Below are 26287 nucleotides of genomic sequence, written 5' to 3'. Positions count from 1 at the left end.
GGGTTAATGCCAGCTACAATAACGATAATTTTTTTACTAATGGACTAATTATGAGTCTTTCTGTTGTTATTCTTGCTGCGGGTAAAGGCACTCGTATGCGCTCATCCCTGCCTAAGGTATTACACCCGGTGGCTGACAAGGCTATGGTTGAACATGTGATCCATAGTGCCAGGCAATTAAATGCCGATAATATTTATCTGATCTACGGTTTCGGCGGCGAGCTGTTAAAAGCTACTCTTTGCAAGGGAAGTACCGATGATGATCTGGTGTTTATCGAACAGGTCGAGCAGCTGGGGACCGGCCATGCGGTGCAGCAGGCGGTGCCTTTTATTAAAGACGATGAAGATATCCTGGTATTGTACGGCGATGTGCCCCTGACCAAGATTTCTACCCTTCAAAGCCTGCTGGCGGCCAAGCCGGATAACGGTATGGCGTTATTAACGGTACATCTGGCCAACCCGAGCGGCTACGGCCGTATTGTCCGGGACAATGGCAAGGTGGTGGGTATCGTTGAGCAAAAAGATGCCAACCCCGAGCAGTTGCTGATCAATGAAGCCAATACCGGTATCCTGCTGGCCAACGGCGCCGATATCAAACGCTGGTTAAACGGCTTATCCAATGACAATGCCCAGGGGGAATATTATCTTACCGACATTATCGCCACCGCCCACGGCGAAGGCAAAGCCATTGCCACCGCCCATCCGGAAACGGAAATTGAAGTGGAAGGGGCAAACAACCGGGTACAGCTGGCGGCACTGGAGCGGGCTTATCAGCTGCGCCAGGCTGAAGAATTAATGATTGAAGGCGCCAGTTTACGGGATCCCGCCCGCATCGATATCCGCGGCCGGGTCAAGGTCGGCCAGGAAGTGGTGATCGATGTGAACTGTATCTTCGAAGGTGAAGTCGAGCTTGCCGACGGCGTACAGATCGGTGCCAACTGTATCCTGAAAAACTGCTCGATCGGCGCGGGTACCATTATCAAGCCCAATACCATGATTGAAGACAGTCAAATCGGCGAAGGGTGTACGCTGGGGCCGTTTGCACGTATCCGTCCCAACAGCGTGATGAAAAACGACTCCCATGTCGGCAATTTTGTCGAAATGAAAAAAACCACTTTAGGCTCAGGCTCTAAAGCGAACCACCTGACTTATTTAGGTGATTCGGTTATCGGTGAGAAGGTAAATGTCGGTGCCGGTACCATTACCTGTAATTATGATGGTGTGAATAAGTCCACCACCACGATAGAAGACGGCGCTTTTATCGGCTCTAACTCTTCTCTGGTGGCGCCTGTGACTATCGGTGAACTGGCCACGGTCGGTGCCGGTTCGGTGATCGCCAAGGACGTTGAAGCCAAAGAGCTGGCCGTTGCCCGCGGCAAACAGCGTAATATCAGCGGCTGGCAACGACCGGTGAAGAAAAGTTAATCCTGAGTATCGCTGCGCTTAGGCATCCTGCCAGTGCAGCATAGATCCATACGGATATGGTGAATGCCGTAAGTTGTCGGGAACAACTGCGGTCCGTTCATCTTGAACATCGCTGCTCTTTGGCATCCTGCCACCGCAGCATAAATCCATACGGATATGGTGAATGCCGTAAGTTGTCGGGAACAACTGCGGTCCGTTCATCCTGAACATCGCTGCTCTTTGGCATCCTGCCACCGCAGCATACCGTTCATCCTGAACATATGGTGGCTTTGCTATCACGGCATCGCCGCCTTTCTTTTTCCCTTCATTCTAATGTCATGTTTTATCAATAGTATTTTTATTTCCGGTCGTTGTGAGAATAAATGTGCCGGGATTCACTTACTGTAATTTTGCTCCGGGCGCTCCCCAGCTCCGGATAAACAAGGAAGAAAAACATGAAAAAACTCATTGGATTAGTCTTTTGTTCGTTAATGGTGAGTCAGGCCGCCGCGGCGGATGTGGTGTATGTCAGCGGCAGCAAACATAACTTGTCAAAAGCCGACTTTCAGCGCTCGGGTAATACTTATACCGCCAATATCGAGGTCGTTGGCGACTATGGCCAAACCCTGATCTTTGATATTGATGCTATCGTTGCCGGCAGGGGCTACCAGGACAACAGAGAAGTTTGTTTTACCTATCACCCGGATGAGCCGCCGTGTCATGAATCTTACACTGAATGGCTGCCGAATTTCCGCTACGTGGTTGACCTTAAAGTTTCCTGTAATGGCATTGCCATAGGTTTGGACAGTGAAAATAAAAACATGCTGGTGAACGAGGGGGTCAGGGTAAGGGATACCGGGCGTGAAGTCAGTTTATTGATAGATAATGAATTGGTAACCGGCGGTAACTGCCAGCAGCTGCAAGTGATCGTCGATGGTACAGAGCTTAGTTCCATAGACAGTATTGATTTGGATGTGCTGGTGGCGGAAGCCTTTTAACGGAAAACCGGCAACCAGCCATGGATACCAGTTGTAGCGCGCCGCTTTAACGGCGCGCTTTACTGTTGTTAAAACGGCTCCGCCAGGATCACACTCAGATCTATGTCTTCTATCACCCAAAGGGAACTGTCCCTGGGTCCTTTAATATCTATTTGCAATTGCCGGCACTCGCTGGAGATGGTTATGGTTCTGTCTATCCAAAGGGTGACATCCCTGACGCCGTCATCGGCATCATGCAGTTCCCAGGAGGTATAGCGGATATTTTTGCTGTCCAGGGCGGTACCGACTTCAGTGCCGCTGCATGACACCGAAATCTCGGCAATATAGTCCAGCTTACCGTAATAATTTGGCGATCTGACACCGCCGGTCAGCCGGGAGGCGGCACATTTTTCTGCCCACTCGGGTCGCGCCGGGTATTGGTTGTAATCGCCGCAGTAATACCTGCCATCGTAATTACGGTAACCTAAACCCGTCACTTTGGCGGTAATAGCAAAATTAACCACCTGGTTATCATAGGCGCCTTCAACATTAAGGTTTGAGGTGTAATGGGCCTGAAATAATTGTGGTTTATCGGTGCTGCCCTGCTGGAAATCTGCCAGCGACATTTGGTGTTTGACCCCGGAAATATAAACCGTATCCGTGGCTAAAGCGCTGTTGCTAAGCAGCAAACCCATTAAAACTAGATGAATCTTCATTTTATTTTCCTTGTTATAAATTAACCCCGTTCATATTAACAATAAATGTTAAGTTGATGTTACATTTTTTTATGTGCTTAATGTAAAGTTCATTGTGTGATTTAAATCAAATTTCTCATGGAAATAATTTTATTTTTTTAGAGAGTCAAATGTTAGGTTTGTCGGATTTTACCGATTTCATTTTGTCGGTTTTTGGTTTTAGTTGTCGGGATAAATGATTTTTTATTTTGTCATTAATATGAAACAGTCGTGAAATAATTTACTGATATAAAAGATAAAAATATATTGTGTTGATTGGCGTTAATGTAGTTTGACCATTGGCTAAATGATTTTTTATGGCAAAGAATCGGTCGAATAACCACCTGAAAAAAGCGGGTTATTTTTCATTAAAATTTATTTCAAACGGGTGTTGACACTCAGTTACAACTCGTTTACATTGTTCGTTAATTAATCAGATGTATCTCAAATGTAAAAGTTGTGTTGCATTGGTTAGAAGTGATATTGAAGCGCGCCAAGGGGTGGCAAACTTCAGTCGTATATTGCATATCCAATCACTTAAATAAAAAATACAAGGAATCGGTATGTTAAATATTTCATCTCTTAAAAAGTTCGAGGCCTGCTTATCAAGGCCGTTAAGCACAACTTTCATCCTGTAAAAAAAATTCAAAAATAATATCGCCAGGCTTGTTAACTGTTGCGTTTATTCCCCGGAATAAGCGTGTTTAACCGGGCCGGGTCTTTGGCCGCTTGCGGCCTGAAAAACTGCAAACTTGAACCACAAGTGACGTAAAAGGATTTAACATGAAAAAAATATTATCACCGCTGATGCTGGCGGGTATCTGCTTGTCTTTGTCTAGCCAGGCGAGCGCTAACGAGCAGGCCTGTAATGCTACCGTTCAGCTCACCCATTACAGCCCGGGTATTTGCTATCTTGATTATGATCAGGCCAGCTGCACCGATACCTGTGCCAGTGCCGATCCGCAATTTCAACAGAGTTGTTTTGCCGAAATCAGCCTGCCTTGCAGCTTGAAAAATGATCTTTACAGCACCGCCAGCGGCTATCAGCAAAGGGATAGTTACAGCTGGGTGCATATTTCCGATCTGTTGAGTTTTCCTGCGTTAAGAAGCGATCTGCACATCATACAGCAGGACATGTATCAAACCCTGTATCAGGATTATCTGATCTTCCCGGTGAATGATGTTTTCAGTGAAGCCAGTATCCAGCTTAAGAAAGAAAATTTCCGCCTGGATATGCTCGGCGACAGCAAAACCGTGACCACACCGCTTAATGAAGCGGGCCTGTTCCGCCGCCTGTCGTTAGGTTTGGCACTGCAGGATGATATGAATCAGGAGCTGACTAATATTCACAACAAGATCGCCCTGTTTCCCCTGTACAACAGCACGGAAAAATCGACTTTATCCAGTGAAATCAACTCTTTGAAAAATAGTCAGTTATTGTACTGGAATTATGTTTCCCGCTATCCGAGTGCTTCGGTGGCCAGCAGCCGCATCAGTTATTTGAACACGAAAATATCCCAGTTTGTCAGTGGATTAAATGAACTGAGCGGCGACAAATTTACCGCTATGATGGCTAAATCTGCCCTGCTGGCCACCAACTATGATATTAACCTGCGCCTGTGCCAGGGAGGTGGCCAGTCCGCCTGTTACGACCCTATCGTCAACAGTGATCCCGCCAGTTTCTATCAGGGTACAGATCAGAGCCTGACCTATTTCGAAGAAACCTTAAGCCTGTTGGCCAAAGAAGTGGAAGCAATGAAATTGAGCTTTGATCCCGAGTTAAACCCCGGCACCCCGGGCAGTTTTTCCGCGCCTGATTTCTCCGGTTTTATCAACGACAAATTAACCGCCTATATCAATAATCCCGGGCAGGAAGCCCTGGTGAAACTGGAATCGGCCATCAATGTCGCCTTTTTACAGCTGGGCAATAGCGGGCTGGAGCTTTTTGATGAGTTAAAAGCCAGCACCGCCAGCCAGATCCAGGGCAATGCTTTCCTGGCGCCGGTGGATAATAAAAATCCCCTGTTGTGCAGTGATTATGTCAACCTGGATCCCCAGATAGAGGCGATTCGCACCGAGATTTTTGACAAGTCCAACGAAGCCCGCGATGTCATCAAACTGATGGGTGAACAGGGGCACAGCCAGGAGCTGCTGGACCGTCTTAATGCCCTGATTGCCCGCATCACGGAACTGACCGCACAAAGTCAGCGTATCTTCAGTGTCGACCGCTTCAGCGACGACAGGCAAATCAATGTCTTATGGCGCCTGGATGGCCTGCCGCAAGCCTTCTCTACCGATAACGACCAGCTCACGGTGGAATTTGTCGCTATCGACGGTATGTTCTGGATGCCTTCGATGTCAATTCAGCTGCAGCAGTTGCTGCCGAGCATCGAAAGCCTGGCCACCATGAAAGGTTCGCTGCTGCCCTCGGGCGACGGCCGTATTTCCGGTATGCGCAGCCTGAATCTGACCTTGCGTCAGTCGCCTTACACCAGCTGCTCAGCCGCCAATTCAGAAATAAAAATGGTCGTTGCCGTAACCGATGACAGCGGCACGAAAACCCGACATGTGCTGACGGCTGAGTTAAACCAGCTGTAAGCCTGATATTAAACACTTTTACTAAAAAGCGATAAGAAGAAAGGAAGCCAATATGAAAAAAGTAATGACTACGGTCGCCAGTGTTGTGTTATCCGCTCTGGCCTATAGCGGCAGTGTGCAAGCCTCCGAGGTAGTGTTCGATGCTGCCCGCGATTGCCAGTCCCGCAATACCACCCAGGGGATACGTTATGTACCGACCTGTGAATTTGAAAACAACCGGCTGATCACCGCCGACAGCTATAACAACCTGTCTTCAGGTTCGTTTATGTCGGATGCCAACTTTAAAACCATGCTGAACTACGACTTCACCTGTGAGTCGCTGAAACCGTTAAGCATTTCACTGGCCATGGTCGGTGACGGTGTTGAAAAATTCACTGCCGATATTGCCGGCAGCCCAACGTCGAATATCGATGTTGCCAGCATTACCCATTCGTACCTGTTGTCGGCGTTAAAGCTGAAATCCCTCAACGGTGCGGTCGGTTTCCAGGCAATCAAACCCGGCTGTCAGATGTCGGTAGATGCCCTGGTGTCCTACCCGGATCCCGCTTACTTCAAAGCCCTGGTGAACGGCATCAAGCAAATGGATATGACCCTGGCGTTTTTATTGTCGGTGGCTTCCCCGTCTGCCGATTACATCACGGCATTAAATGCCATTGAAAACGGCATTACCATGCTGGTGTTCCAGAAAGATATGGCCTTTGACGATCTGATGAAAGACCTGATCCAACTGGCAATCGACGATCTGCAAAATGCCAAAAACAGCCTGTCGGTGAATTGTCAGGCCAACAGCTCCAGTACTTACTGCAGCCAGGCATTGGCGAATACCCGGGGCACCTTGTCGGCATTAATTGACAATAACAACAGTCAGTTAAGTGAAATGAAAAGCTTCCTTAACAACCAGTTGAGCTGGTTATCCGGCCAGTCGGCGGATCTCAGGGGCGACTTGGAAGCGCTTCAGGGCGTTTACAACCTGTTGTAAGCAAAGAGGCGGGGTTTTCCTCCCCCGCCTCCTTCGAATAAAACGTTAAAGAAAGAATCAAGTGCTGTACCCGGATTAAGTCCCGGGTGTTGTACCAGGGACTGATCCGATTTTTTAAATGTAATAAAAGGAGTTAACCCGTGAACGGAAAGAAAGTATTAAGCTTGTCTATTGCCGTCGGTGTAGGCCTTGCCAGTTCCATGGCAATGGCATTACCGGATGCAACTAAAGGCAACCCTTTAGATTTATTAGGTATTTTGACGCCGGATAGCGTCGGCGATATTGTTCAGGATCATGAAGAACCTACCACCTTGCATGTTGGCCCGGCGAAAGTAAAAGAAATCCAGGGCACCTATGCTGAGCTGGGTGATACCGGTCCTATGTGTATCGATTTCGTCAATGTTCAGCGTCAGGCGTATTTATCACCGGTAACGGCGACTCAGAAAGAGCAGGCCTATCTTGACCGTGATTATGTCAGTAACTTTTACCAGTTAACTTACTCTATCCCACGTGCCAACCTTGACGGCTTAAACGCCATTAAAGACGCCCGGGAAGAAGTACGTCGCGCCGGTGAAGAAAACCAGGCGTTAACGGCAAACTATCTGGCGCTTAAAAACGAGTGGACAGATTTGACGGTAACCATTGCCCAGTTAGAGTCAGACATTGAAGATCTTGATACCGAGTTTCAAGATAAGATGAATGCCTTAAATGCGCAAAATACCACTAATACCAATAACTGTATCTTGTTCAATTCCACCAATCAGGCGGCGATGATCCAGTGTATTACCGATAACATTACCTGGTATAACACGGAAAAGGCGAAAATTGACAACTGGTATAACCCGGCCAAAACTCAGCTGACGGCTGAACTGGCAACGCCTAAAGCCCGTAAAGATGCGATTGCGCAAAGCTATTATGCGGCCAAAGGTCAATATGAAGCCTTCCAGCTTGAGTTAGATCTGATCATGGATGATGTCTCTTTCCATACGCTGATCATCAATGCGCAAATGAGTGTTTCTTCCGGCGCCTGGGAAATTGAAAAAGACGTGTTAGCCGAAGAAAGCGGTAAAGTGGTTGGTCGCGCCAGCGCCGGTTACAACCTGTTTGACAATGAAACCACCGCGTTAGCCAATACCCTGGCGGCCGCCGGTATGAGCCAGTATACGGTTAAGCAGTTAGATGTCTTTAACGTCAGCATGAATGCCGGTGTAACCGTCGACAACATCACGACCTCTACCGATAACGGTTCAACTATCTTCAACAAGAATGTCTGGAGCTTCCCGGCTGATACCCTGATGAGCAACGACATCCTGAGCGACTGGTCAATGCCGTTCGAACGTGAAGACAGAGCCGAGCGTATCCATTTCGATACTATGGATAAAAACTCGTTTGCTTCTGGCGGTTTTGACTTCTATGTCACCAAAGGCGCACGTTGTGGCGAATACGAGCAGGTGGTTGAAGAAACCTTTACCGCCAATACCAGCGGTGGTGTAGAAACGTCCTGGAAAGTGGTTAACCGTTTCGTTGAACCGGCGCCTGATCAGGTGGTTTTCGCCCAGGCGGTTGGTCTGTCGTATAACTACTATGCCTACCCGGGCAAGCTCAAAGGCGAATGTACCATTGAAGTGGATCGTATGAGCAGCTACTGGCGTAATGCCGGTAAGAAATCTTCCTGGAGCTGGTTCCGTAAGAAGAACACTTCCTGGGATGATACCCGTACCTCGGCGAAAAACGACATGGGGATGGAGTGTACCTTAGACCTGGTACCTGAAAGCCCGGATCCGGCAGAAGCCCGTGAAATGGCAGAAGACTTCGAACGCGCCATGTATAACGACATGTGGCAAATGTTTGTCACCCTGTATGCCGAAGAGTACACAGTGGAACAGGTTGAACCTGAGACTCCTGAGCTGGAACAAAGCACAGTGGGTACCACCCTTGGCACAGGCCTGATGAAAATCTGTCCGAATATCTACTGTCAAATCGGCGGTATTGTCTTGAAAACGCTTGATAGCTTAGGTGGTTCCAAAGCTCAGGGTACAACCTCATCGGTTAACCACGAGTACGGCACTATCAAGAAAGTGTATGACAAAAACAGCTGGACTGTTAAGCAAGGCAGCAGCCTGGTGAATGTTAAAGTTTGCGTTGACTCCAATCAATGTAGCTAGACATTTAAGGTAACTGAAAGGGCTTTGCCCTTTCAGTTTTTTGTTATCACTGAGTCAGGTCTTTATAAGGAGTATACAGTGAAAAAAGTCGTTATTGTTGCAGTGGTTTTAGTATCGGTGGTATTGCTGGCCAGGCAGTTTTTTTTCTCAGAAAAAGCCGAATCTTTGGATGAGCAGGCGCAGCAGCTTGTTACTGAAGAAGTTGAACAGCAGCCAGAGCCAGCCAGTGAACTAACCTCAGAACAATCGGTGGCTTCCGCCGACTACAAACTCAATGAAGAGCAAGGTAATGAGGTGATCACTGCACTGATCGAAGATACCTTGCAGGGACATCAGCAAAAAGCCCAGAAAGAAGCCCTGGAAAAAGTTAAAACCCTGTTTCCCCAGTTAAAAGAAGAAATAGAAACTTACCAGCATAATGTTGCCCAGCAAAGAGCGCAGGTAGAGGATTACCAGGCGCTGGTGGAACAAAGAAACGAACAAATTAAAGGCGGTCATGTTCCTACGGCACTGACAGACAAGCTGGCAGAGCGCAGAGAAAACCTATTGGCTTCAGCAAAAGTACTGGGGCAGGAAGCGGTAAAAGTAAATGAAGCCATCCGCGAAGCGGCCTCGCAATACGCCAGTGTCAACTAGCCGTGTTTTCTGTCAGTTGTCGGGTTAACCGGTACCGGGCAGAGCATTACTTTGGCGGTAAACCGCAGGTAAAAGGGAATAATTCGGCTTAAACGAATGAATGTAAATCAAATAACGGATTAGCTATGAACAAGTTTTATAAAAAAGCCCTGATCGGCCTTGCCGTCACAGGTGCTTGCAGTGTCGCTACGGTCCAGGCAGCGCCAATTACCGCCGTTGAGCAGGTAAACAGTAATATTGCCATGACCCGGGTGCTGGTATTGCAGCAGGACAACAGCAATGAAAATAATCAGGCAACAGACTGCTCACCGGTATTGCAGGCGGTTGCTACCACGGTGCCGACAGATATTGTCGGCCTGAATAACAAAATTTTTAACCAGTTAATTTTCTCCACACAACTGGCCATGTCACAGGATAATCTGCTCGGCAATGGCAGCGGCACTTTACACGCCGATCCGGTGGCGGCAAAAAAAATCACCTTTGGTTATGTCGATGTGCCGACAGATGAGTGGTTGGCAAACCCTGTGCTGACGGTAGATCCCGCCACTATAACTCCCGAAGGCAGCTGTACTCTGGTCAAAGGGGTCACGGTTTCCAGCACCGAACTGCTGGTCAATACCGCCGACGCCCTGAAAAACTGGGTATCTGCCGCGGCGCAGCAAAACCAGATAAATTACGATAATGCGCCGGTTGATTTTCTTAAAAATAATTATGGTTACCAGGGGTTAGGTTTCGGTGATTATGCCAAAGCAGGGATCTGGTTCAACTACCCCTATTCCTTGCCTATACCGTCGGCGAGGAACAACGAATTCGCCCTGCACTGGGCGGTGCAGGAAAAAGATTTCAGCCAGCTGGCGCAAACCCTGATCCCGCCTGCCGTTGCCACTCAAGCAGCTACGGGCTGGTCCGACAGTTGTCAGGATATCAGTTTACGCATCGCCACCGATATTAACTTTACTGACAGCAGCATGATAATTGGCAATGTCCAGGGAGAGTGTGATGCCAGTCCGGTATTTAGCCTGGATAATGCCACGCCTTTACCCGCAGTGGATACCAGTGAATTTGCCGCCTATTTGATGCAATCTCAGCGTTTGCACCGGATCTTGGTACCCCGGGATGAGTTCGGGGAAATGGTTAACTGTAACCGCCTCGATACCTCGACCATGATGGGCTGTAGTAAACCGATTGTCGCAGATTTTGAACCATCACTTATTGGTTTTATTACCGGCGCCAATGACTTGTTTATGCAGGTAAATTTTGCCAACTATGTGATTAAAACCTTCCAGTTAAGTGCGGTGGACGGCTCGATTGAAGAGGTCGATTCCGTGCGTTTCGGTGCCGTAATTAATCCGGACCCGGATCCTGACCCGGACCCGGACCCTGATCCAGACCCGGACCCGGACCCTGATCCGGACCCGGTGGATATGGTGAAAATACTGCATTTACAGCAGGACGCCTTAACCGATAGCGGACTGGTGAGTGATTGTAGTGAACTGGTGTCTGTGATCCAGGGCAGTGATCCCGCCAATATTTCCGGTTTATCGTCTATCGATCAGCAAAAAGCGGCTTTTGCCACTTTGCTGGCCAATGCCCCGGACGGGATTCTGACCGGCAGTGCAGGCAAATTAAATGTCGACGTCAGCAAGTCGCAGCGTTACAGCTACCGTTATATCGAAGTGCCGTTGGCCGACTGGCAGGCCAACCCGGTATTGCCTGTGGATCCCGATACCGTGCCGGTTGTCGGCAGTTGTGATGTGCCGCAGGCGGTGAAAGCCTATAGCACTGAGCTGGATGTAACTACGGCCGATGCCTTGCATAACTGGATGTCGCCGGAGACCAAACAAAACCAGACCATGTACGACAATGAAACCGACGAGTTCTGGAAGTCCCTCTACGGCACCGACGGCCTGGGCTTTGGTGAATATGCCAAAGCGGGGATCTGGTATAAATATCCCGAGCTGATTGCCGGTGACCCGTATAACCGCAAAGAATTTGCCCTGCACTGGTCGCTGGCGGAAAAAGATGTCACTGCCTTGATCAACGAGCTGATCCCTGCGGTTGTTGAAAGCAGCACACGTAGCGGTTGGTCGGATAACTGTCAGGATATTACCGTGAAGTTTGCTTCCGACAGCAACTTTACCGACGGCAGTGTGGTGATAGGTAACGACAGCGCCAACTGCGACGATAAGCCGGTGTTTAGCCTGGCAAACGCGGCAGAATTCCCGGTAACCGACAGCTATCTGTTTAGCGAATACCTGACCAATGCCAAACGCCTGCATCATATCATGGTGCAAAGGGACGGCAATAACCAGCCGATTGCCTGTGAAGAGCGGGATCCCCTGTCTATGACCGGGTGCAGCCAGCCGATCGTGGTGAGCGTCGAGCCGTTATTACGCCCCTTTATCCGCGGAGAAAAAGACTTGTTTATGCAGGTGAAATTCTCAGACTTTATCGTGAAAACTTATCGTTTGGCGGCGATTGACGGCGCCATCACCGAAGTGGCTTCACAAAGGTTAGCGGGCAACCCTTAGGGAAAACCGGGGCCAATATCCATTGCCGGGTATTGGCCCTTACATTATTTAACAAGACATCATTTAACAAAACATCATCTAACAAGGAAGTACATTATGTACAACAGGCTTTTTTTATTGTTATTGCTGTGCTTTAGCGGCCAGGCCCTGGCGGTGGACAGTATTTTTGTCGGCGGCGTCCGCCATACCCTGACCCAGGAAGACTTTTTTGCCGTCGGCGACAGTTTTCAGGCGGAGCTGGATGTGTTCGGCGATTACGGCCAGGAACTGATCATAGACATTGCCCTGCGGGTTGAAGGGGACGCCGGCAAAGAGCTGCCGACCAGCACTCCTTTATATATGTATGACGCACAACTTTATGCCAGTTGCAGCGGCAGCGCCATCGGCCAGGACAGCTCATACCTGTATAGCCCGGCCTCCCACGGCGAACTCCAGCTGTTGATCAATACCCGGATGACCTTTGCCAATACCTGTGAGCGCTTAACCCTGTTCGTCACCTCTTCCATGCTGAATAAAGACATGGAAATGAAATTGTCCCTGATGGAAGGGTTTTAATTTCACGGCCAAAACAATGGTTTTGTCCGGTGCAGTAAAGAACTTCTGGTTGAATGTTCAAGCAATTCAACCAGAGCAATAAAAATAATAAGAGACATGATTCAATGCGATTAAGTTACTGGTTATTGGTTTTATTTTTTTTCAGTGGTTTTTTATGGGCCGGCGATACCGTGTATGTCGGCGGCGAGCGCCATACCCTGGTGACCGAAGATTTTGGTAATCCGACCCCGGACAGCAATGGTTTGACCCGTTACCTGACCAGTTTAAATGTGGTCGGCGATCAGGGACGTGAGCTGATTTTCGATATTGATGTCCGGGTGTCGGGTGACGGCGTTTTTAACCCGGATTTTGGTTTTTATTACTACAAGGTCAGTTTGCTTGCCGGCTGTAACGGTACCTATATCGGCATTGACGATTCCGAGGGCTATCTGATGGAAGCATCCGGGGTAATGAAAGTCTTTATCAATAAAAGAGCGACCTTTGTACAGCCTTGTGAAAGGTTAACCCTGCTGGCGGTTTCCTGGATGGAAAACAGCGATCTCGAACTCAATGTCGCCATTACCGAAGCGTTTTAACACTGCGGGACCCGTGGCTGTTTTTATGATGCCGGGGTTACGCAATATAAAGATAAATGAGAAATATAATGAACAATATCAAGAAAAAGTTTATCGGTTTAGCTGCCGTTTTATTTGTGCCTTTTCACTTGATGGCGAATGAAGTTAATGCCTTTATTGAAGAAACGCCAATTGATGAATGTCATATTATCAATGATCAGCTTCAGCCGGTGCCGGAACTTGGGGAAACGAATGCTTCCCTGACGCCTATTTATATCGGCGGGACTTTATATCAGCTGGACAAAGCTGACTTTACTCCTGTGATGCGCGATAGCTATTTTCAGGATCCCTGCACAGGTAAAACTTACCTGATTAAAGTCGTGGTGGCCTATACCGCAACCATTCCTGTCAGCGGTGATGTCGGCCAGGAACTTATTTTTAATATCAATGGTGATACCGCCGGTAAAGTGATGAAACTCACCGCCAGCTGCGGTGCTTTTTCCGCGTCTGATTTGGATGACAAGTTTAGTATTTCCAAGCGTATGCGCACCAATCAAACCTGTACCAGCATGAAACTGACTTTAGATGTTACCGGCTCTAAGCCGGCATCGATAGATCTGAATGTGCTTATAGCCGAACCTTTTTAAATCCAGGCTGTAAACGGGGCTGAATGCTTGCTTATTCTCCCCTTATTGGCGCCGGATAGGGCTTAATTCCAAACACGCGATTACAGGGAAAGAGATGGAACTAGTAAAAAGAACTTTAGCGGCATCCATGATGTTTATCAGTACCGGGTTATTTGCCGGCGTGGTTTATGTCAGCGGCAGCAAATTTACCCTCAATAAAGCGGATTTCCTGCAATCGGGAAATAATTATACCGCCTATCTGGAGGTTGACGGAGATACCGGGCAGCAGCTGATATTTGATGTCGATGCCAGGGTTGCCGGTTTGGGTAAAGAGTCTCCGGAGAAAGATTGCAATACCAGTTGCCACTATAAAGGGCCGGTGGATTTTCGCTATGTGGTGGAAATGCAGGTGAGTTGCAGCGGTATCGCCATTGGCTCGGAAATGGATAACCGTAATGAGCTCAATGATACCTGGGTGGATAACAGATCCCGGGAAGTCAAATTGCTGGTTGATAATACCCTGGTAACAGGGGGCAATTGTCAGCAGTTACAAGTGGATGTTAAGGGAGTGGATGTCGATACCATTGAGACCATAGAGCTTGATGTGTTGATCGGTGAAATCTTCTAAGGCATAGGAAGTTACATATTTTAATAAGGATTAAAAATGAAAATAATAAATAGAATACTCATGGGAATGTTAACGCTTATCTTGTTGCCTTTAACTGCTCAGGCAAATGAGCCGTTGCCCGTTGTTGAAGACGGTTATAGCGCACAGATTTATTGCGAATGCCTGTATCTTCAAAAAGAGGAAGATGACGGCTCTGCACAAATTATGCGTCCTATCTGTGACGATTTATACCCTATCATGAAAGAACCTGAGTTAAAGCTGGGGCTTGGCGACATCAATGGCTATGTCGCGCCTATTTATATCGGCGGGGTGTTATACCAGCTGGACAAAGCCGATTTTACCCCTGAGTATAATGAACGCTGGCTTTTCCCACCTTGTGGTGAAGACCCTGTTTTGATCAAAACCCTGGCGGGTTACACCATCAATATCCCGGTTGACGGCGATTACGGCCAGGATCTCATCTTTGACATCAACGGCCGCTCCGACGGTAAAGTGATGACCCTGACCGCCAGCTGCGGCAATTTCAGCGCCACAGACTCCGGCGACAAATATATTATCTCCAAGCAAATGAACACCAACGGCACTTGCAGCAACATGCAGCTGAAATTCAGCTTCACCAGCTCTACGCCGCCTGCCCTGATAGATCTTAGCGTGCTGATTGCTGAAGTTTTCTAATGGCTGATTCCGGAAGCCGTTATTTACGGCTTCCGGGTGAATATGTTTTTATGAAGTGGATAATTTATGAAGAATAATTTTTTGTTCAAGCTCTTGTTTATTTTGGCTTTACCTGTGCTTTTCACGGCACCGGCCAGCGCCGAATATCGCTGCATGTCAGCAGGCCCGATGCCGGCGCAAGTGCCGGTAGAGCAGAAGTCATTGACTCAAGCCGTTGCCGCTGATCCCATCTATATCGGCGGCACCCTTTACCGTTTTAGCAAAGAGAATTTTACCCCGGTTTATGAATATGTGGAATACCAAACTCCCTGTGAACTGATCCGTATCAGGAAGCTGGTGGCCTATACCGCGACTATTCCGGTATACGGGGATAACGGTCAGCAGCTTATCTTTGATATCAATGGCCGCAGTGACGGTAAAGTGATGACCCTGACCGCCAGTTGCGGTAGTTTCAGCGCCACCGATAGCGGCGATAAATATGTGATGTTCAAACAAATGGCCACCAACCAGAGCTGTACCGCTATGGAGCTGACCTTTGCTGCCAGCGGCGCTGAAGCTCAGATGATTGAATTAACTGTGCTTATTGCCGAGGCTTTTTAAAGGGTAAATGGACGAAATGATGAAAAATAATAACTGGTTGTTGCCTTTGTTGGTGTCTGGCCTGGCATTGCTGTTATCTGTGTCGGCCCGGGCCGGGAGCTGCTGTGCTGCAGCCCCCCTGGTGCTGGAGCATGAACTGTTTGCCGATATCGAGCAGGCTGCTGAGCCTATTTATATCGATGGTGTGCTTTATCAGTTAACCAAGTCGGATTTTACCCCGATCTATATTTCCCATTATATCCAGGCCGGGCGTGAGCGGATCCGGGTTGAACGCCTGGTTGCCTATACCCTGACGATTCCGGTTTATGGTGATATAGGGCAGGAGCTTATCTTTGACATCAATGGCCGCTCCGACGGGTATGCTATGGATCTGAGTGTCAGTTGCGGCACTTTTAGCGCCGGTGATAGCGGCGATAAATATGTGATCTCAAGCCGTATGACAACAGAGCAGAGCTGCACCAGTATGCGGCTTTCTTTTGCGGTCAGCGGTTCGGCCCCGTCGTTTATCGATTTAAGCATATTGATCGCCGAGGCATTTTAACTATCCCTTCGGGACAAATTTACCGGGTGGCAGTGCCGGACGGCGCCGACCCTAAACCAGATTTTACATGGAAGCATAATGAAACTACTTAATATCTTATTACTGATTGCTCTGGCTGTTGTTAGCGGCCGCTCTCTGGCAGACACCGTCTATGTCAACGGCACTCTGCATACCCTGTCCAAAAGTGACTTTGCCCAATCCGGCGATAATTACACCGCTTATATTGATGTGATCGGCGATTACGGCCAGCAGCTGATTTTTGATATCGATGCCATTGTCGGCGGCGACGGTTACCAGGAAGTGACCTATGTCACGGAAGTCGGCGACAGGTGTATTCGCTGGAACGGCAGAAAAACCCCGGATTATTCCACTTGTATCCAGTATAACCTGATCGAAGTACCTGTATATTCCAATGATTTCAGATATATGACCGAGTTGCAGGTGACCTGTAACGGTATTGCCATCGGCTCGGATATGGATGATAAAAATGCCCTGGTCAATGGTCAGGTAACCGATACTTATCGTGAAACTAAGTTATTGGTAACAAACCAGAAAAATACCGGCGGTAATTGCCAGCAATTAAAGGTTGAGATTAAAGGCTTAGATCTTGGTGCGATTAACAATATCTCCCTCGATGTCTTAATTGCCGAAGCCTTTTAATCAATAGCGGGCTTATTAAGGATAACCATGAAATTTTTGTTACTTTTATTGGCATTAATGGCCTCCCTATCCGGTGCCCCTGCTGCGGCGGGCACTGTATATATCGGCGGGACCTTACATACCTTATCGAAATCTGACTTTGTCGCATCCGGCAATAATTATAGCGCTTATATTGATGTGATCGGCGATTACGGACAGGAATTGATTTTTGACATTGACGGTATTGTTGGCGGACAAGGTTACCAGCAAGTTAATGACAATAGCCGTACGTTTTGTATCCGCTGGGAAGGTAATACCCGTTTACCGGAAAATGAGCATTCGGCATGTCTGGAATACCGCACCATTGATTTAACGACTTATGGCAATGACTTTCGTTATGTTGTCGAATTACAGGTGAGCTGTAACGGTATGGCGATAGGTTTGGATACGGATGACAAAAACGAGCTGGTTAACGGTCAGGTCACCGACCGTTACCGGGAAGTAAAACTCCTGGTAGGCAAGCAGTTAACCACAGGCGGTAATTGTCAGCAGTTGAAAGTAGAGGTTAAGGGATTGGCACTGGATACCATTGATAATATCTCGTTGGATGTGCTGATTGCGGAAATTTTCTAACACTTAACTGGCCCGGACAGAGCAGAATATTTAAACCTTTACTAAGGATGGATCATGAACAAATTAACATTAGTTGCTATTGGCATGTTGAGCCTTTCGTCGTTATTTGCCCAGGCACAGGGGGGGGACCCTTTAATTCAAAACCAGGAAGAGCTGGAAAATATCGAAACAAGCATCACTCAGCTGGCCCTGGCGCCCATTTATATTAACGGCGTGATTTATAAATTAAACAAGGAGGACTTTGTACCTGTTTATAAGACCACGTATTACGAAAATCCTTGCCTGGGATCTATCCGGCGCTTCGTCGGTTACAAAACTGCTATTCCCGTTATTGGTGATTACGGACAGAACCTGGTGTTTGAGCTGAGCGGGCGCTCTGCGAAAAGCATGAAACTGACCGCCAGTTGTGGAAACTTCAGCGGCACGGATACCGGCACTAAATATGTTATTTCCAGAAATATGAGCACCAACCAAACCTGTGAAAATATGGTGTTGGAATTTAGTGTTGATGACAATCAACACTCATCAACCATTGATCTGAATGTTTTGATAGCCGAAACATTTTAATGAATTTTATGGTGAATAAGCCGGTTAAGGAAAGTTATAAGGATAACAGATGAAGAAAACAATACTGCTTTCAACCCTGTTTGCGGGAATGATGAGTGCCTGTGCTCACGCGGATACCCTTTATGTCGGCGGTACTTTACATACCCTGGCCAAATCGGATTTTGTGCAATCCGGCGATAACTATACCGCCTATATTGATGTTATCGGTGATAACGGCCAGCAGCTGATTTTTGATATTGACGGCATTGTCGGTGGAGAGGGATATCAGAACATTAGCTACCGTGAGGAAATACGTGGTTGTAATTTATGGAAAAATAATATCAAAGGCAATGACTACTCCACCTGTTTGCAGCCGCGTTATGTCCAGGTGCCGGTTTACGACAATGATTTCCGTTATATGGTCGAGTTGCAGGTGACCTGCAACGGGATCGCCATCGGCTCTGATATGGATCATAAAAACGAACTGGTTAACGCCAGGGTGACGGACAAATATCGTGAGGTCAAACTGCTGGTGGGTAAGCAGCGCAGTACCGGCGGTAATTGCCGGCAACTTAAGCTACAAGTCAAAGGTTTGGAGCTGGAATCCATCAGTTATATCTCCATGGATGTGCTGGTCGGTGAAACTTTTTAATCCCATCCGTTAGCAAGCTGCGGTGGTTGTCGAGATATTTTAAACAATATGTTCATAACTGTTCGCGGGCTTACTCCCGGAAATAATAATAAGAAATAAAAAATGAAAATTCTCAATATTGCCATTTCATGGCTGTTTCTACCCTTGTTTGCTGTTGCCAATGAGGCCGACACTGAGCTTTTATTGCAGCCACAGACAGGCTGTCCCTGTTATCTCCTGAAAACAGATAACATGCAGGCACAACTTGCCTCCGTCGGACTTACACCTGTTGGCCCGGATTATCCCGGTGATCCGATAGAAATCATTGATCCCAGAGAGCAGATCATACCTATTGAACCGATAGATCCCTGCCTGCCTTATCCGGTTATGGCACCTGCGCCGATATCAGCCGAGGTGGAAGCTTATGCTGAGCCTATTTATATCGGCGGCGTGATGTACAAATTAACCAAAGCCGATTTCACTCCGGTATACCGGGTGGATTATATCTACCACCCCTGCTCTATTCCCGAGCCTGTGTGGGTGCTGACGGGTTATCAAACCACTATCCCGGTGGACGGCGATTACGGTCAGGAACTTCATTTTGAAATCAGCGGCCGCAGCGACGGTACCGAGATGGCACTGCAGGCGAGCTGCGGTGATTTTTCTGCCTCGGATTCAGGCAGTAAATATTTTATCTCTAAAACCATGAGCACCAACCAAAGCTGTCAGAGCATGAAGCTGGCTTTTACCTTTGACGGCGATAGTGGCTTGCCGCAACCGGCCCTGGCGGACAGCAAGCTTAGCCTGAACAGCGCGGGACCGGCTTTGATTGAATTAAATGTCATTATTGCCGAGAGCTTCTAGGGAAAAACGGTTTCAAGTGCAGTGCCGCAAACGGTGCTGCCGGTCTAAGCAAAATAAAACTAAGAAAAATAAAATTAAGGATAATCAATGAAAAAAATAGCCCTGACATCCCTGTTGCTGATGTCTGCTTTAAGCGGCGTAGCCCATGCGGATACCGTTTATGTAAACGGTACTTTGCATACCCTGACAAAAAGCGATTTTGTGCAATCCGGCAATCATTACAGCGCTTATATTGATGTGGTTGGCGATAACGGCCAGCAACTGATTTTTGATGTTGACGCTGTGGTCGGCGGTAACGGTTACCAGCAAATCACCTACCAGAAAATATGTCTGCAGATGGGGCGCTGGGGCTGCGTTGAGCCGGATATTCGCGAGATTATTTCTGATGACTTTCGCTATGTTGTCGAGCTGAACGTGAGCTGCAGCGGCATAGCCATAGGGTCAGATATGGACAATAAAAACGAACAGGTTGACGGCCGGGTGAGCAATAAATACCGGGAAGTGAAATTACTGACCCAGAATACCCTGGTAACCGGCGGTAATTGTCAGCAGCTTAAAGTGGAAGTTAACGGTCTGGAGCTGGACAGCATCAGCAATATCTCGCTGGATGTGCTGATTGCCGAAACGTTCTAACCCGCTAAGCCCGTTATTTTTAGAAGACATTTTTTGCAAGAGCACGAGTACAAGGAAGAAAAATGAAAAAAGCACTTTATTTATTGGCGTTATTATTACCGGTTTTATCAACGGCGGCCCAGGCAGATACCGTTTATGTCGGCGGCACTATGCATACCCTGAGCAAAGCTGATTTTAGCCAGTCCGGCAATAACTATACCGCCAATATCGATGTTATCGGTGATTACGGTCAGGAGCTGATTTTTAATGTCGATGCTATCGTGGCCGGTAAAGGCGTGCAGGATGTGACCCGGGAATGGCGCTGCCTGCTGCCCCGTAATGCCCAGCCTTGGGAATACTGTGCCGAGCCAGACTGGCTGATCACTTACGATCAGGACTTTCGTTACCAGGCGGAAATGAAAATCACCTGTAACGGCATTGCCATAGGCTCAGATATGGATAATAAAAATGAGCTGGTCAACGGCTTTGTCGCCAATAAAGACCGGGAAGTGAAGCTGCTGGTGAATAAAAGGATCACCACAGGCGGCAGCTGTCAGCAATTAAAGGTCGAAGTGAACGGGGTCGATGTGAAATCTATCGATAATATCGATCTGAATATGTTTATTGTTGAAGAGTTTTAACGTGCGTCACCGACAGCTTGTCTGTTTCTTTTAAATGTTTGTTTAAGGATGAAAAATGAAGTATTTGAAGTGTGTGTTACCGGCGCTGGCTTTGTTAACGGCCAGCCCGTCTTTTGCCGATGTGGTTTATATCGGCGGTGTTAAGCATATTGTGACCGATTATAGCTATAGCTCGGATACCCGGCGTACTGCCGATATTGAGCTTGTCGGTGATGCCGGGCAGGAATTGACCTTTGATATTACCGCTATCGTGTCCGGTTTAGGCAGGATCAAGCCGGATATTATTTGTGATTACTCTGCCGGTTCGGTGATTTGCTACACCGGCGATGACCCGGATATCAATGACTTTGTTTATGACGTCAGGATCACTGCTACCTGTATTGCCGATGATGGCAGCAAAGTGGCAATAGGTGTCGACCGGGACGATGAAAATCTTTATACCAGCCAACCGATTTCAGACTTTCGCAAGGAAGTGACCCTGACCATAGACAATACCCTGGTGACGGGCGGCAAATGCGATAATTTAAATATCGATATTCAGGGTAACCTGGATGTGATTGAAGACGTTGATTTGGAAGTACTGGTTTACGAGCAGTTTTGATCTCCAAATTTGATGATAGGTTTTATTTGTCAGCAGGCGTGCTGATAAATTCATGGCGCCCCGGCATATTCAGGGACGCACCTTGTAGCCGGACAGGCTATACCAACAATAAAAAATAAGAAGTTATAAGGAAATTATGATGAAGTTTAAATCCACTACCCTGGCATGTTCATTACTTGTTTTAGCCAGTGCCTCCAGTCATGCGCTTGAACAGAGCCGTGTCTGGTACGCTTCTACTTTGGGCAACTCCGCTGTTGTTGAAACCACGGTAGGCTGTGTCGACCGTGACATGATGTGGGAAAAACATGTGGTCAAGGCCAATGCCTGGAATGATCAGTGGGGCCAGTCACAGGATTATGAATGGACTTTCGCCATTTATAATAGCAACCGTTCGGGCGCTTACCTGACCGGGCCTGAATTTGTGCTGGACACCAGTCGCTTACATGACGCTTCCGGCTCTACCGTGGATGCCCAGGGCAATGATATTTCGGTAACCTTTTATACCATACGTCCTTATGAACCTATGACTTCCAAAAGAGAAAGAAGCAGCACCCCATATAACATGATTGGTTATATGGGACTTGATGCGGAATGTGATTTTAATTAATTGCTTTTCACCCGGTCGTTATGCCTAAAAGCATGGCGGCCGGTATCCGCTCAAGCTGTTGAATGTTGTGAGGTTAAAATGTCAGGGCGTAGTTAACCGCAAACATACTGGCGCCGTCATTCACACCTGCCAGGTTGGCATTGGAGTAATGTACCCAGCTCAGGGCCAGTTCATAGTGTTTGCCGAACCCTATACCGGCCGCTAATTTATCTTCGAATAACCATTTAGAGCCGAGATCCCTTTGCTCAAAGCCGCGATGGTCTAATTTGATCACACCAATGCCGGCATCAAAAAAATAATAGACATTTTTAACATCAGTAAAACGGTTCGCGGGGATCACATAACGAAAAACCGGGTTGAGCGCCCAACCGGTATTATCCTCTTGCAGATAAAGTTCCCAGCGGGTATGGGAAAGTTCCCAGCGGCCGGTAAGATAACCGTTATCGCTTTCCAGCCATTTTTTATCAAAACTCCAGGTTAAGGTATAACGCTGCATCGGGTCGGAGTTGCCGGTTTCTTTACCGTTATAAAAGTGCAGGCCAAAAGTGCCGCCGTGATTGTCGGCATAAGCAGGAACACTGCTAAAGCAATAAATGGCAAAGAGAAAAAAGCACTGGTTTAAGGACTTATTGAGGCTCATGATATTTATCCTTATGGAACTTGCCCGCTCGGGCAGGTTTGCTGGGATTTTATAGATAATAGATCAGCTCAGTGATTTCTTCACAGCCAAAGCAAGTGCTGTCAACTTTGCTGTTATTATCAACACTTTTATTTAAGCTAAGGTTGCATTTGTTAAAAACTCAGGTAGAATTTCTTTCAAATCGAAAGTTAAGTTGTTTCAAACGAAATAAAAATGTCAAAAAGAAATACCCAGCAACGCCGCCACACAATTATTACCGAGCTTAATCACAGCGGTCAGGTCAGTGTCGAAAGCCTTGCCCGGCAATTTTCCACTTCGGAAGTCACCATACGCAAAGACTTATCGGCACTGGAAGCCAGTGGCCTGTTATTACGCCGTTATGGTGGAGCTATTTCTTTACCCAGCGAAATCACCGAACAGAAACCCGAAAATGTTTCAAACCGAAAGTTAGCCATTGCCAAAGAAGCGGCCAAACTGATCAAAGATCACCACCGTATCATTATCGACAGCGGCCGCACCACTTCGGCGTTAGTGCCTGAACTGGCAGCAAAAAAAGGCCTGGTGGTGATGACCAACTCCCTCGATATTGCCTGTGACTTGCGCGCGCTGGAAAATGAGCCGACAATTTTGATGACCGGGGGTACCTGGGATCCGCAATCGGAAGCCTTTCAGGGCCAGGTGGCGGAAAATGTTTTACGCTCTTATGACTTTGACCAGCTATTTATCGGCGCCGACGGCATAGATATTCAGCGGGGAACAACAACTTTTAATGAATTGATTGGCCTGAGCCGGGTGATGGCTGAGGCTTCCCGGGAAATTATCGTGATGGTGGAGTCGGAAAAAATTAACCGAAAAATCCCCAATCTGGAATTGTCCTGGCAACAAATACACACGCTGATCACCGATGATGAAATTTTACCATCGGTGAAAGAGCAACTCTTACAACAAGGCGTAAACTTAATTTGCGCCCAACAAACAAAAGGATAACTTTATGTGTGGAATCGTCGGAGCGGTAGCACAACGTGATGTCGCAGATATATTGGTGGAAGGGCTGAAACGCCTGGAATACCGGGGTTATGATTCGGCCGGTGTCGCCATCGTCGATCAGGACAAACAATTAAACCGGGTACGCCGCTTAGGCAAAGTACAGGAACTGGCGGATGCCCTGAGTGCGACGCCGTTAAGCGGCGGTACCGGCATCGCCCATACCCGCTGGGCCACCCATGGTATTCCCAGTGAAACCAATGCCCACCCCCATGTATCAGACAACACCATCGCTTTGGTACATAACGGGATTATCGAAAACCATGACGAATTACGCACTAAGTTGCAGGATTTAGGTTATGTGTTTGTTTCGGAAACCGATACCGAAGTGATGACCCATCTGGTACACCATGAATTAAAAACCAGCAGCAGCCTGCTCGAAGCAGTACAAAAAACTGCCAAGCAGCTCGAAGGCGCCTACGGCACTGTGATCATGGACAAACGTGATCCCGAGCGCGTAGTAGTTGCCCGCTCCGGCAGCCCGCTGGTTATCGGTTATGGTTTAGGTGAAAACTTTATTGCCTCGGATATCATGGCTTTATTGCCGGTCACCCGTCAGTTCAGCTACCTGGAAGAAGGCGATGTTGCCGAAGTCACCCGTTTTGAAGTGAATATTTTCGATAAAAACGGCGAGCCGGTAGAACGTGCAGCGCAGGAGTCCGAAGTCAGCCATGACGCCGGTGACAAAGGCGAATACCGTCACTACATGTTAAAAGAAACCTACGAGCAGCCAACTGCAATCCGCAATACCCTGGAGCACCGCATTGTCGGCGGCAAACTTGATATCAATACCTTTGGTAATGGCGCCGATGACATCTTCAAAGATATCAAACACGTACAAATCATCGCCTGTGGTACCAGCTACCACTCAGGTATGGTGGCCCGTTACTGGTTAGAAGCCCTGGCCGGGGTTTCCTGTAATATCGAAATCGCCAGTGAATTCAGATACCGTCGCAGCCATGTGCCGGACAACGCCCTGTTGGTGACTATCTCTCAATCCGGTGAAACCGCCGATACCTTAGCGGCGTTACGTTTAGCGAAAGAATTAGGCTACCGCGCCAGTTTAACCATCTGTAACGTACCCGGTTCTTCTCTGGTACGTGAATCTGATTTAGCCTTTATGACCAAAGCCGGTGCCGAAATAGGTGTTGCTTCCACCAAGGCGTTTACCACCCAGCTGGTCGGTTTATTGATGATGACCCTGGCCATCGGCCAGCATCACGGTATGGACGAGCAAACCCAAACGCAAATCAGCCAGTCGTTAATGACCTTGCCGAATAAACTGGAAGAAGTACTGGCACTGGCGGGCTCTATTGAAGGTTTGGCGGAAGACTTTGCCGATAAACATCACGCCTTGTTCTTAGGTCGCGGCGACCAGTATCCTATCGCGATGGAAGGTGCGTTGAAATTAAAAGAAATTTCTTATATTCACGCCGAAGCCTATGCCGCCGGTGAATTAAAACACGGCCCGTTAGCCTTAATCGATGCGGAAATGCCGGTAATCGTAGTGGCACCGCAAAACGACCTGATTGAAAAACTAAAATCTAACGTTGAAGAAGTTCGCGCTCGTGGCGGTTTGATGTATGTCTTTGCCGATGTTGATGCCAACTTTGCCAGCGACGACACTATGAAGGTGATTAATGTACCTCACTGTGATGACCTGATAGCACCTATCGTTTATACCTTACCACTGCAGTTATTGTCTTATTATGTGGCAATAATTAAAGGTACGGATGTTGACCAGCCTCGTAACTTGGCCAAATCAGTCACGGTCGAATAAAGTCCTTTTATAACAAGTTTTTATTGTTGGTGTTCTATAAGACTTCATACTGAAAACGCCCTGTTTTACTCAAAAACTGAGTAAAACAGGGCGTTTTTTATGATATCAATAAAGTCAGTTCACCATGGTGTGATTATAGGTGCTTCTCTGCCTGTATTTGCTATAGTTAAGCGCGCAACGTTAATTTTAAAAGGATTTAAAATGACCAGCTCCTCCGCTCAAAAAAAAGCGATAGAAATCTGCTTTCCGGATTTTTTTTATGATGCCAGTGCAAGTATTAACTGGAATCGGCTATTTTAATTTTTTGGGGGGGTGAATGATTGAAGTTACTACTGAGCTATTGTTTGTCATTGCTCTCACTATTGTATTTTTTGTGATGGCTATCGCTACTTTTTGTTTTATCAGAATCTCAGGAAAACATATTGAACGGGAAATGAAAAAAGAGGGGAAGCTGCCTCCTGGATGGGATTCTACCATGGGATTAAGATATGGTTTTTATGCCATAACTATTGTGCGTAACTCCGTTGCGCCTATGTCATTTGTTGATGATGAAGCTGTATTACGCCATGCACGCAAGAAAGACAGGTATCTAGCACTGTTTTTGGTAATATCATCAACTGTTTTAATGATTATCGGCGGGCTGGTGTATTTTTTATATGTGCCTTAATTTAGGCGCTTTTTCTAAACTTACAGTGATGAAAAATGATTTCCAGTATGAAACTTTATTACTGGCCCGTAGCCTAAAGTCAATTGCTTAAGGTTAGTGAGTTATTTAAAAGGAGTTAAAATAATCCCCCCTCTGTTCAAGAAACAACTATCGAAAGCACCCGGCTCTTTCCATAAATAA

At 47.4% G+C, this 26287-nt stretch carries 29 protein-coding genes; 27 read left to right on the top strand and 2 right to left on the bottom strand.

Annotated elements, in window-relative coordinates; genetic code table 11:
- The first annotated feature begins 50 nt into the window (after nt 1-50).
- Nucleotides 51-1424 carry a bifunctional UDP-N-acetylglucosamine diphosphorylase/glucosamine-1-phosphate N-acetyltransferase GlmU gene (glmU, locus tag SG35_RS28440; protein WP_044833116.1) on the top strand — a complete coding sequence of 458 codons (1374 nt, stop codon included), beginning with the start codon at nt 51-53 and terminating at the stop codon, nt 1422-1424.
- Nucleotides 1425-1858: 434 nt separating this feature from the next.
- Nucleotides 1859-2401: a hypothetical protein gene (locus SG35_RS28435; RefSeq protein WP_044833115.1), complete on the top strand. Its 543-nt coding sequence runs from the start codon at nt 1859-1861 to the stop codon at nt 2399-2401.
- Nucleotides 2402-2469: 68 nt separating this feature from the next.
- Here the strand turns inward: SG35_RS28435 and SG35_RS28430 are convergent, their stop codons facing one another.
- Complete coding sequence (locus SG35_RS28430; RefSeq protein ID WP_152646641.1) at nt 2470-3096, bottom strand: hypothetical protein; 627 nt, start codon at nt 3094-3096, stop codon at nt 2470-2472.
- An 801-nt stretch (nt 3097-3897) separates the two neighbouring features.
- On the opposite strand from SG35_RS28430, the gene SG35_RS28425 reads away from it, so the two are divergent.
- From SG35_RS28425 to SG35_RS28325, 21 genes are all read left to right on the top strand, one after another.
- Nucleotides 3898-5712 carry a hypothetical protein gene (locus SG35_RS28425; protein WP_044834441.1) on the top strand — a complete coding sequence of 605 codons (1815 nt, stop codon included), beginning with the start codon at nt 3898-3900 and terminating at the stop codon, nt 5710-5712.
- 52 nt (nt 5713-5764) lie between these two features.
- Nucleotides 5765-6691, top strand: coding sequence for a hypothetical protein (locus SG35_RS28420; protein WP_044834440.1), 927 nt, complete (start codon nt 5765-5767; stop codon nt 6689-6691).
- 140 nt (nt 6692-6831) lie between these two features.
- Complete coding sequence (locus SG35_RS28415) at nt 6832-8856, top strand: coiled-coil domain-containing protein (protein ID WP_053043245.1); 2025 nt, start codon at nt 6832-6834, stop codon at nt 8854-8856.
- A 78-nt stretch (nt 8857-8934) separates the two neighbouring features.
- Nucleotides 8935-9492, top strand: coding sequence for a hypothetical protein (locus SG35_RS28410; RefSeq protein WP_053043244.1), 558 nt, complete (start codon nt 8935-8937; stop codon nt 9490-9492).
- Nucleotides 9493-9617: 125 nt separating this feature from the next.
- The gene (locus SG35_RS28405; protein WP_044834439.1) at nt 9618-12023 is read left to right on the top strand and encodes a hypothetical protein; all 2406 of its coding nucleotides are present in this window, start codon (nt 9618-9620) and stop codon (nt 12021-12023) included.
- Between the two features lie 96 nt (nt 12024-12119).
- A complete protein-coding gene (locus SG35_RS28400; RefSeq protein ID WP_044834438.1) occupies nt 12120-12578 on the top strand; it encodes a hypothetical protein in 459 nt (152 codons plus the stop codon).
- A 104-nt stretch (nt 12579-12682) separates the two neighbouring features.
- A complete protein-coding gene (locus SG35_RS28395) occupies nt 12683-13153 on the top strand; it encodes a hypothetical protein (RefSeq protein ID WP_152646717.1) in 471 nt (156 codons plus the stop codon).
- A 68-nt stretch (nt 13154-13221) separates the two neighbouring features.
- A complete protein-coding gene (locus SG35_RS28390; protein ID WP_053043243.1) occupies nt 13222-13779 on the top strand; it encodes a hypothetical protein in 558 nt (185 codons plus the stop codon).
- 94 nt (nt 13780-13873) lie between these two features.
- Nucleotides 13874-14386, top strand: coding sequence for a hypothetical protein (locus SG35_RS28385; RefSeq protein ID WP_044834436.1), 513 nt, complete (start codon nt 13874-13876; stop codon nt 14384-14386).
- Between the two features lie 36 nt (nt 14387-14422).
- Nucleotides 14423-15061 carry a hypothetical protein gene (locus SG35_RS28380; protein WP_152646716.1) on the top strand — a complete coding sequence of 213 codons (639 nt, stop codon included), beginning with the start codon at nt 14423-14425 and terminating at the stop codon, nt 15059-15061.
- Between the two features lie 66 nt (nt 15062-15127).
- Nucleotides 15128-15661 (top strand): hypothetical protein, encoded by a 534-nt coding sequence (locus tag SG35_RS28375; protein ID WP_044834435.1) that lies wholly within the window; start codon nt 15128-15130, stop codon nt 15659-15661.
- A gap of 16 nt (nt 15662-15677) precedes the next feature.
- The gene (locus SG35_RS28370; protein ID WP_152646715.1) at nt 15678-16202 is read left to right on the top strand and encodes a hypothetical protein; all 525 of its coding nucleotides are present in this window, start codon (nt 15678-15680) and stop codon (nt 16200-16202) included.
- A gap of 78 nt (nt 16203-16280) precedes the next feature.
- A complete protein-coding gene (locus SG35_RS28365) occupies nt 16281-16862 on the top strand; it encodes a hypothetical protein (protein WP_044834434.1) in 582 nt (193 codons plus the stop codon).
- A gap of 27 nt (nt 16863-16889) precedes the next feature.
- On the top strand, nt 16890-17474 hold the full coding sequence (locus tag SG35_RS28360) for a hypothetical protein (protein WP_044834433.1): 585 nt from the start codon (nt 16890-16892) through the stop codon (nt 17472-17474).
- A gap of 54 nt (nt 17475-17528) precedes the next feature.
- Entirely contained in the window at nt 17529-18041 is a 513-nt protein-coding gene (locus SG35_RS28355; RefSeq protein ID WP_053043240.1) for a hypothetical protein, read from the top strand.
- A 49-nt stretch (nt 18042-18090) separates the two neighbouring features.
- On the top strand, nt 18091-18672 hold the full coding sequence (locus tag SG35_RS28350) for a hypothetical protein (protein WP_044834432.1): 582 nt from the start codon (nt 18091-18093) through the stop codon (nt 18670-18672).
- Between the two features lie 102 nt (nt 18673-18774).
- Complete coding sequence (locus tag SG35_RS28345) at nt 18775-19515, top strand: hypothetical protein (protein WP_053043239.1); 741 nt, start codon at nt 18775-18777, stop codon at nt 19513-19515.
- A gap of 87 nt (nt 19516-19602) precedes the next feature.
- Nucleotides 19603-20148, top strand: a complete 546-nt coding sequence (locus SG35_RS28340) for a hypothetical protein (RefSeq protein ID WP_044834431.1) — start codon at nt 19603-19605, stop codon at nt 20146-20148.
- A gap of 62 nt (nt 20149-20210) precedes the next feature.
- A complete protein-coding gene (locus SG35_RS28335; protein WP_044834430.1) occupies nt 20211-20768 on the top strand; it encodes a hypothetical protein in 558 nt (185 codons plus the stop codon).
- A 55-nt stretch (nt 20769-20823) separates the two neighbouring features.
- Nucleotides 20824-21369, top strand: a complete 546-nt coding sequence (locus tag SG35_RS28330; RefSeq protein ID WP_044834429.1) for a hypothetical protein — start codon at nt 20824-20826, stop codon at nt 21367-21369.
- A 136-nt stretch (nt 21370-21505) separates the two neighbouring features.
- Nucleotides 21506-21976 (top strand): hypothetical protein, encoded by a 471-nt coding sequence (locus tag SG35_RS28325; RefSeq protein WP_152646714.1) that lies wholly within the window; start codon nt 21506-21508, stop codon nt 21974-21976.
- A 73-nt stretch (nt 21977-22049) separates the two neighbouring features.
- Here SG35_RS28325 and SG35_RS28320 read toward each other — a convergent pair whose 3' ends face one another.
- Nucleotides 22050-22616 (bottom strand): acyloxyacyl hydrolase, encoded by a 567-nt coding sequence (locus SG35_RS28320; RefSeq protein ID WP_044834427.1) that lies wholly within the window; start codon nt 22614-22616, stop codon nt 22050-22052.
- Between the two features lie 213 nt (nt 22617-22829).
- Here SG35_RS28320 and SG35_RS28315 point away from each other — a divergent pair, with 213 nt between their 5' ends.
- The 4 genes from SG35_RS28315 to SG35_RS28300 all read left to right on the top strand — a co-directional run bounded on the left by SG35_RS28315 (nt 22830) and on the right by SG35_RS28300 (nt 26107).
- Nucleotides 22830-23603, top strand: coding sequence for a DeoR/GlpR family DNA-binding transcription regulator (locus SG35_RS28315; protein ID WP_044834426.1), 774 nt, complete (start codon nt 22830-22832; stop codon nt 23601-23603).
- 4 nt (nt 23604-23607) lie between these two features.
- Entirely contained in the window at nt 23608-25440 is a 1833-nt protein-coding gene (glmS, locus tag SG35_RS28310; RefSeq protein WP_044834425.1) for a glutamine--fructose-6-phosphate transaminase (isomerizing), read from the top strand.
- 99 nt (nt 25441-25539) lie between these two features.
- Entirely contained in the window at nt 25540-25740 is a 201-nt protein-coding gene (locus tag SG35_RS28305) for a hypothetical protein (RefSeq protein ID WP_152646713.1), read from the top strand.
- Between the two features lie 16 nt (nt 25741-25756).
- Nucleotides 25757-26107 carry a hypothetical protein gene (locus SG35_RS28300; RefSeq protein WP_044834424.1) on the top strand — a complete coding sequence of 117 codons (351 nt, stop codon included), beginning with the start codon at nt 25757-25759 and terminating at the stop codon, nt 26105-26107.
- The last annotated feature ends 180 nt before the right edge of the window (nt 26108-26287 follow it).

This window comes from Thalassomonas actiniarum, assembly GCF_000948975.2.
Classification (GTDB): domain Bacteria; phylum Pseudomonadota; class Gammaproteobacteria; order Enterobacterales; family Alteromonadaceae; genus Thalassomonas; species Thalassomonas actiniarum.
The sequence above is the reverse complement of the archived record's forward strand: the minus strand, read 5'-3'. Positions and strand labels throughout refer to the sequence as shown.

Bases quoted from the DNA above. Each gene is read 5' to 3' on its own strand.
- glmU (WP_044833116.1), top strand. From the start codon at position 51: ATGAGTCTTTCTGTTGTTATTCTTGCTGCGGGTAAAGGCACTCGTATG.
- SG35_RS28435 (WP_044833115.1), top strand. From the start codon at position 1,859: ATGAAAAAACTCATTGGATTAGTCTTTTGTTCGTTAATGGTGAGTCAG.
- SG35_RS28430 (WP_152646641.1), bottom strand. From the start codon at position 3,096: ATGAAGATTCATCTAGTTTTAATGGGTTTGCTGCTTAGCAACAGCGCT.
- SG35_RS28425 (WP_044834441.1), top strand. From the start codon at position 3,898: ATGAAAAAAATATTATCACCGCTGATGCTGGCGGGTATCTGCTTGTCT.
- SG35_RS28420 (WP_044834440.1), top strand. From the start codon at position 5,765: ATGAAAAAAGTAATGACTACGGTCGCCAGTGTTGTGTTATCCGCTCTG.
- SG35_RS28405 (WP_044834439.1), top strand. From the start codon at position 9,618: ATGAACAAGTTTTATAAAAAAGCCCTGATCGGCCTTGCCGTCACAGGT.
- SG35_RS28400 (WP_044834438.1), top strand. From the start codon at position 12,120: ATGTACAACAGGCTTTTTTTATTGTTATTGCTGTGCTTTAGCGGCCAG.
- SG35_RS28395 (WP_152646717.1), top strand. From the start codon at position 12,683: ATGCGATTAAGTTACTGGTTATTGGTTTTATTTTTTTTCAGTGGTTTT.
- SG35_RS28390 (WP_053043243.1), top strand. From the start codon at position 13,222: ATGAACAATATCAAGAAAAAGTTTATCGGTTTAGCTGCCGTTTTATTT.
- SG35_RS28385 (WP_044834436.1), top strand. From the start codon at position 13,874: ATGGAACTAGTAAAAAGAACTTTAGCGGCATCCATGATGTTTATCAGT.
- SG35_RS28380 (WP_152646716.1), top strand. From the start codon at position 14,423: ATGAAAATAATAAATAGAATACTCATGGGAATGTTAACGCTTATCTTG.
- SG35_RS28375 (WP_044834435.1), top strand. From the start codon at position 15,128: ATGAAGAATAATTTTTTGTTCAAGCTCTTGTTTATTTTGGCTTTACCT.
- SG35_RS28370 (WP_152646715.1), top strand. From the start codon at position 15,678: ATGATGAAAAATAATAACTGGTTGTTGCCTTTGTTGGTGTCTGGCCTG.
- SG35_RS28365 (WP_044834434.1), top strand. From the start codon at position 16,281: ATGAAACTACTTAATATCTTATTACTGATTGCTCTGGCTGTTGTTAGC.
- SG35_RS28360 (WP_044834433.1), top strand. From the start codon at position 16,890: ATGAAATTTTTGTTACTTTTATTGGCATTAATGGCCTCCCTATCCGGT.
- SG35_RS28355 (WP_053043240.1), top strand. From the start codon at position 17,529: ATGAACAAATTAACATTAGTTGCTATTGGCATGTTGAGCCTTTCGTCG.
- SG35_RS28350 (WP_044834432.1), top strand. From the start codon at position 18,091: ATGAAGAAAACAATACTGCTTTCAACCCTGTTTGCGGGAATGATGAGT.
- SG35_RS28345 (WP_053043239.1), top strand. From the start codon at position 18,775: ATGAAAATTCTCAATATTGCCATTTCATGGCTGTTTCTACCCTTGTTT.
- SG35_RS28340 (WP_044834431.1), top strand. From the start codon at position 19,603: ATGAAAAAAATAGCCCTGACATCCCTGTTGCTGATGTCTGCTTTAAGC.
- SG35_RS28335 (WP_044834430.1), top strand. From the start codon at position 20,211: ATGAAAAAAGCACTTTATTTATTGGCGTTATTATTACCGGTTTTATCA.
- SG35_RS28330 (WP_044834429.1), top strand. From the start codon at position 20,824: ATGAAGTATTTGAAGTGTGTGTTACCGGCGCTGGCTTTGTTAACGGCC.
- SG35_RS28325 (WP_152646714.1), top strand. From the start codon at position 21,506: ATGATGAAGTTTAAATCCACTACCCTGGCATGTTCATTACTTGTTTTA.
- SG35_RS28320 (WP_044834427.1), bottom strand. From the start codon at position 22,616: ATGAGCCTCAATAAGTCCTTAAACCAGTGCTTTTTTCTCTTTGCCATT.
- SG35_RS28315 (WP_044834426.1), top strand. From the start codon at position 22,830: ATGTCAAAAAGAAATACCCAGCAACGCCGCCACACAATTATTACCGAG.
- glmS (WP_044834425.1), top strand. From the start codon at position 23,608: ATGTGTGGAATCGTCGGAGCGGTAGCACAACGTGATGTCGCAGATATA.
- SG35_RS28305 (WP_152646713.1), top strand. From the start codon at position 25,540: ATGATATCAATAAAGTCAGTTCACCATGGTGTGATTATAGGTGCTTCT.
- SG35_RS28300 (WP_044834424.1), top strand. From the start codon at position 25,757: ATGATTGAAGTTACTACTGAGCTATTGTTTGTCATTGCTCTCACTATT.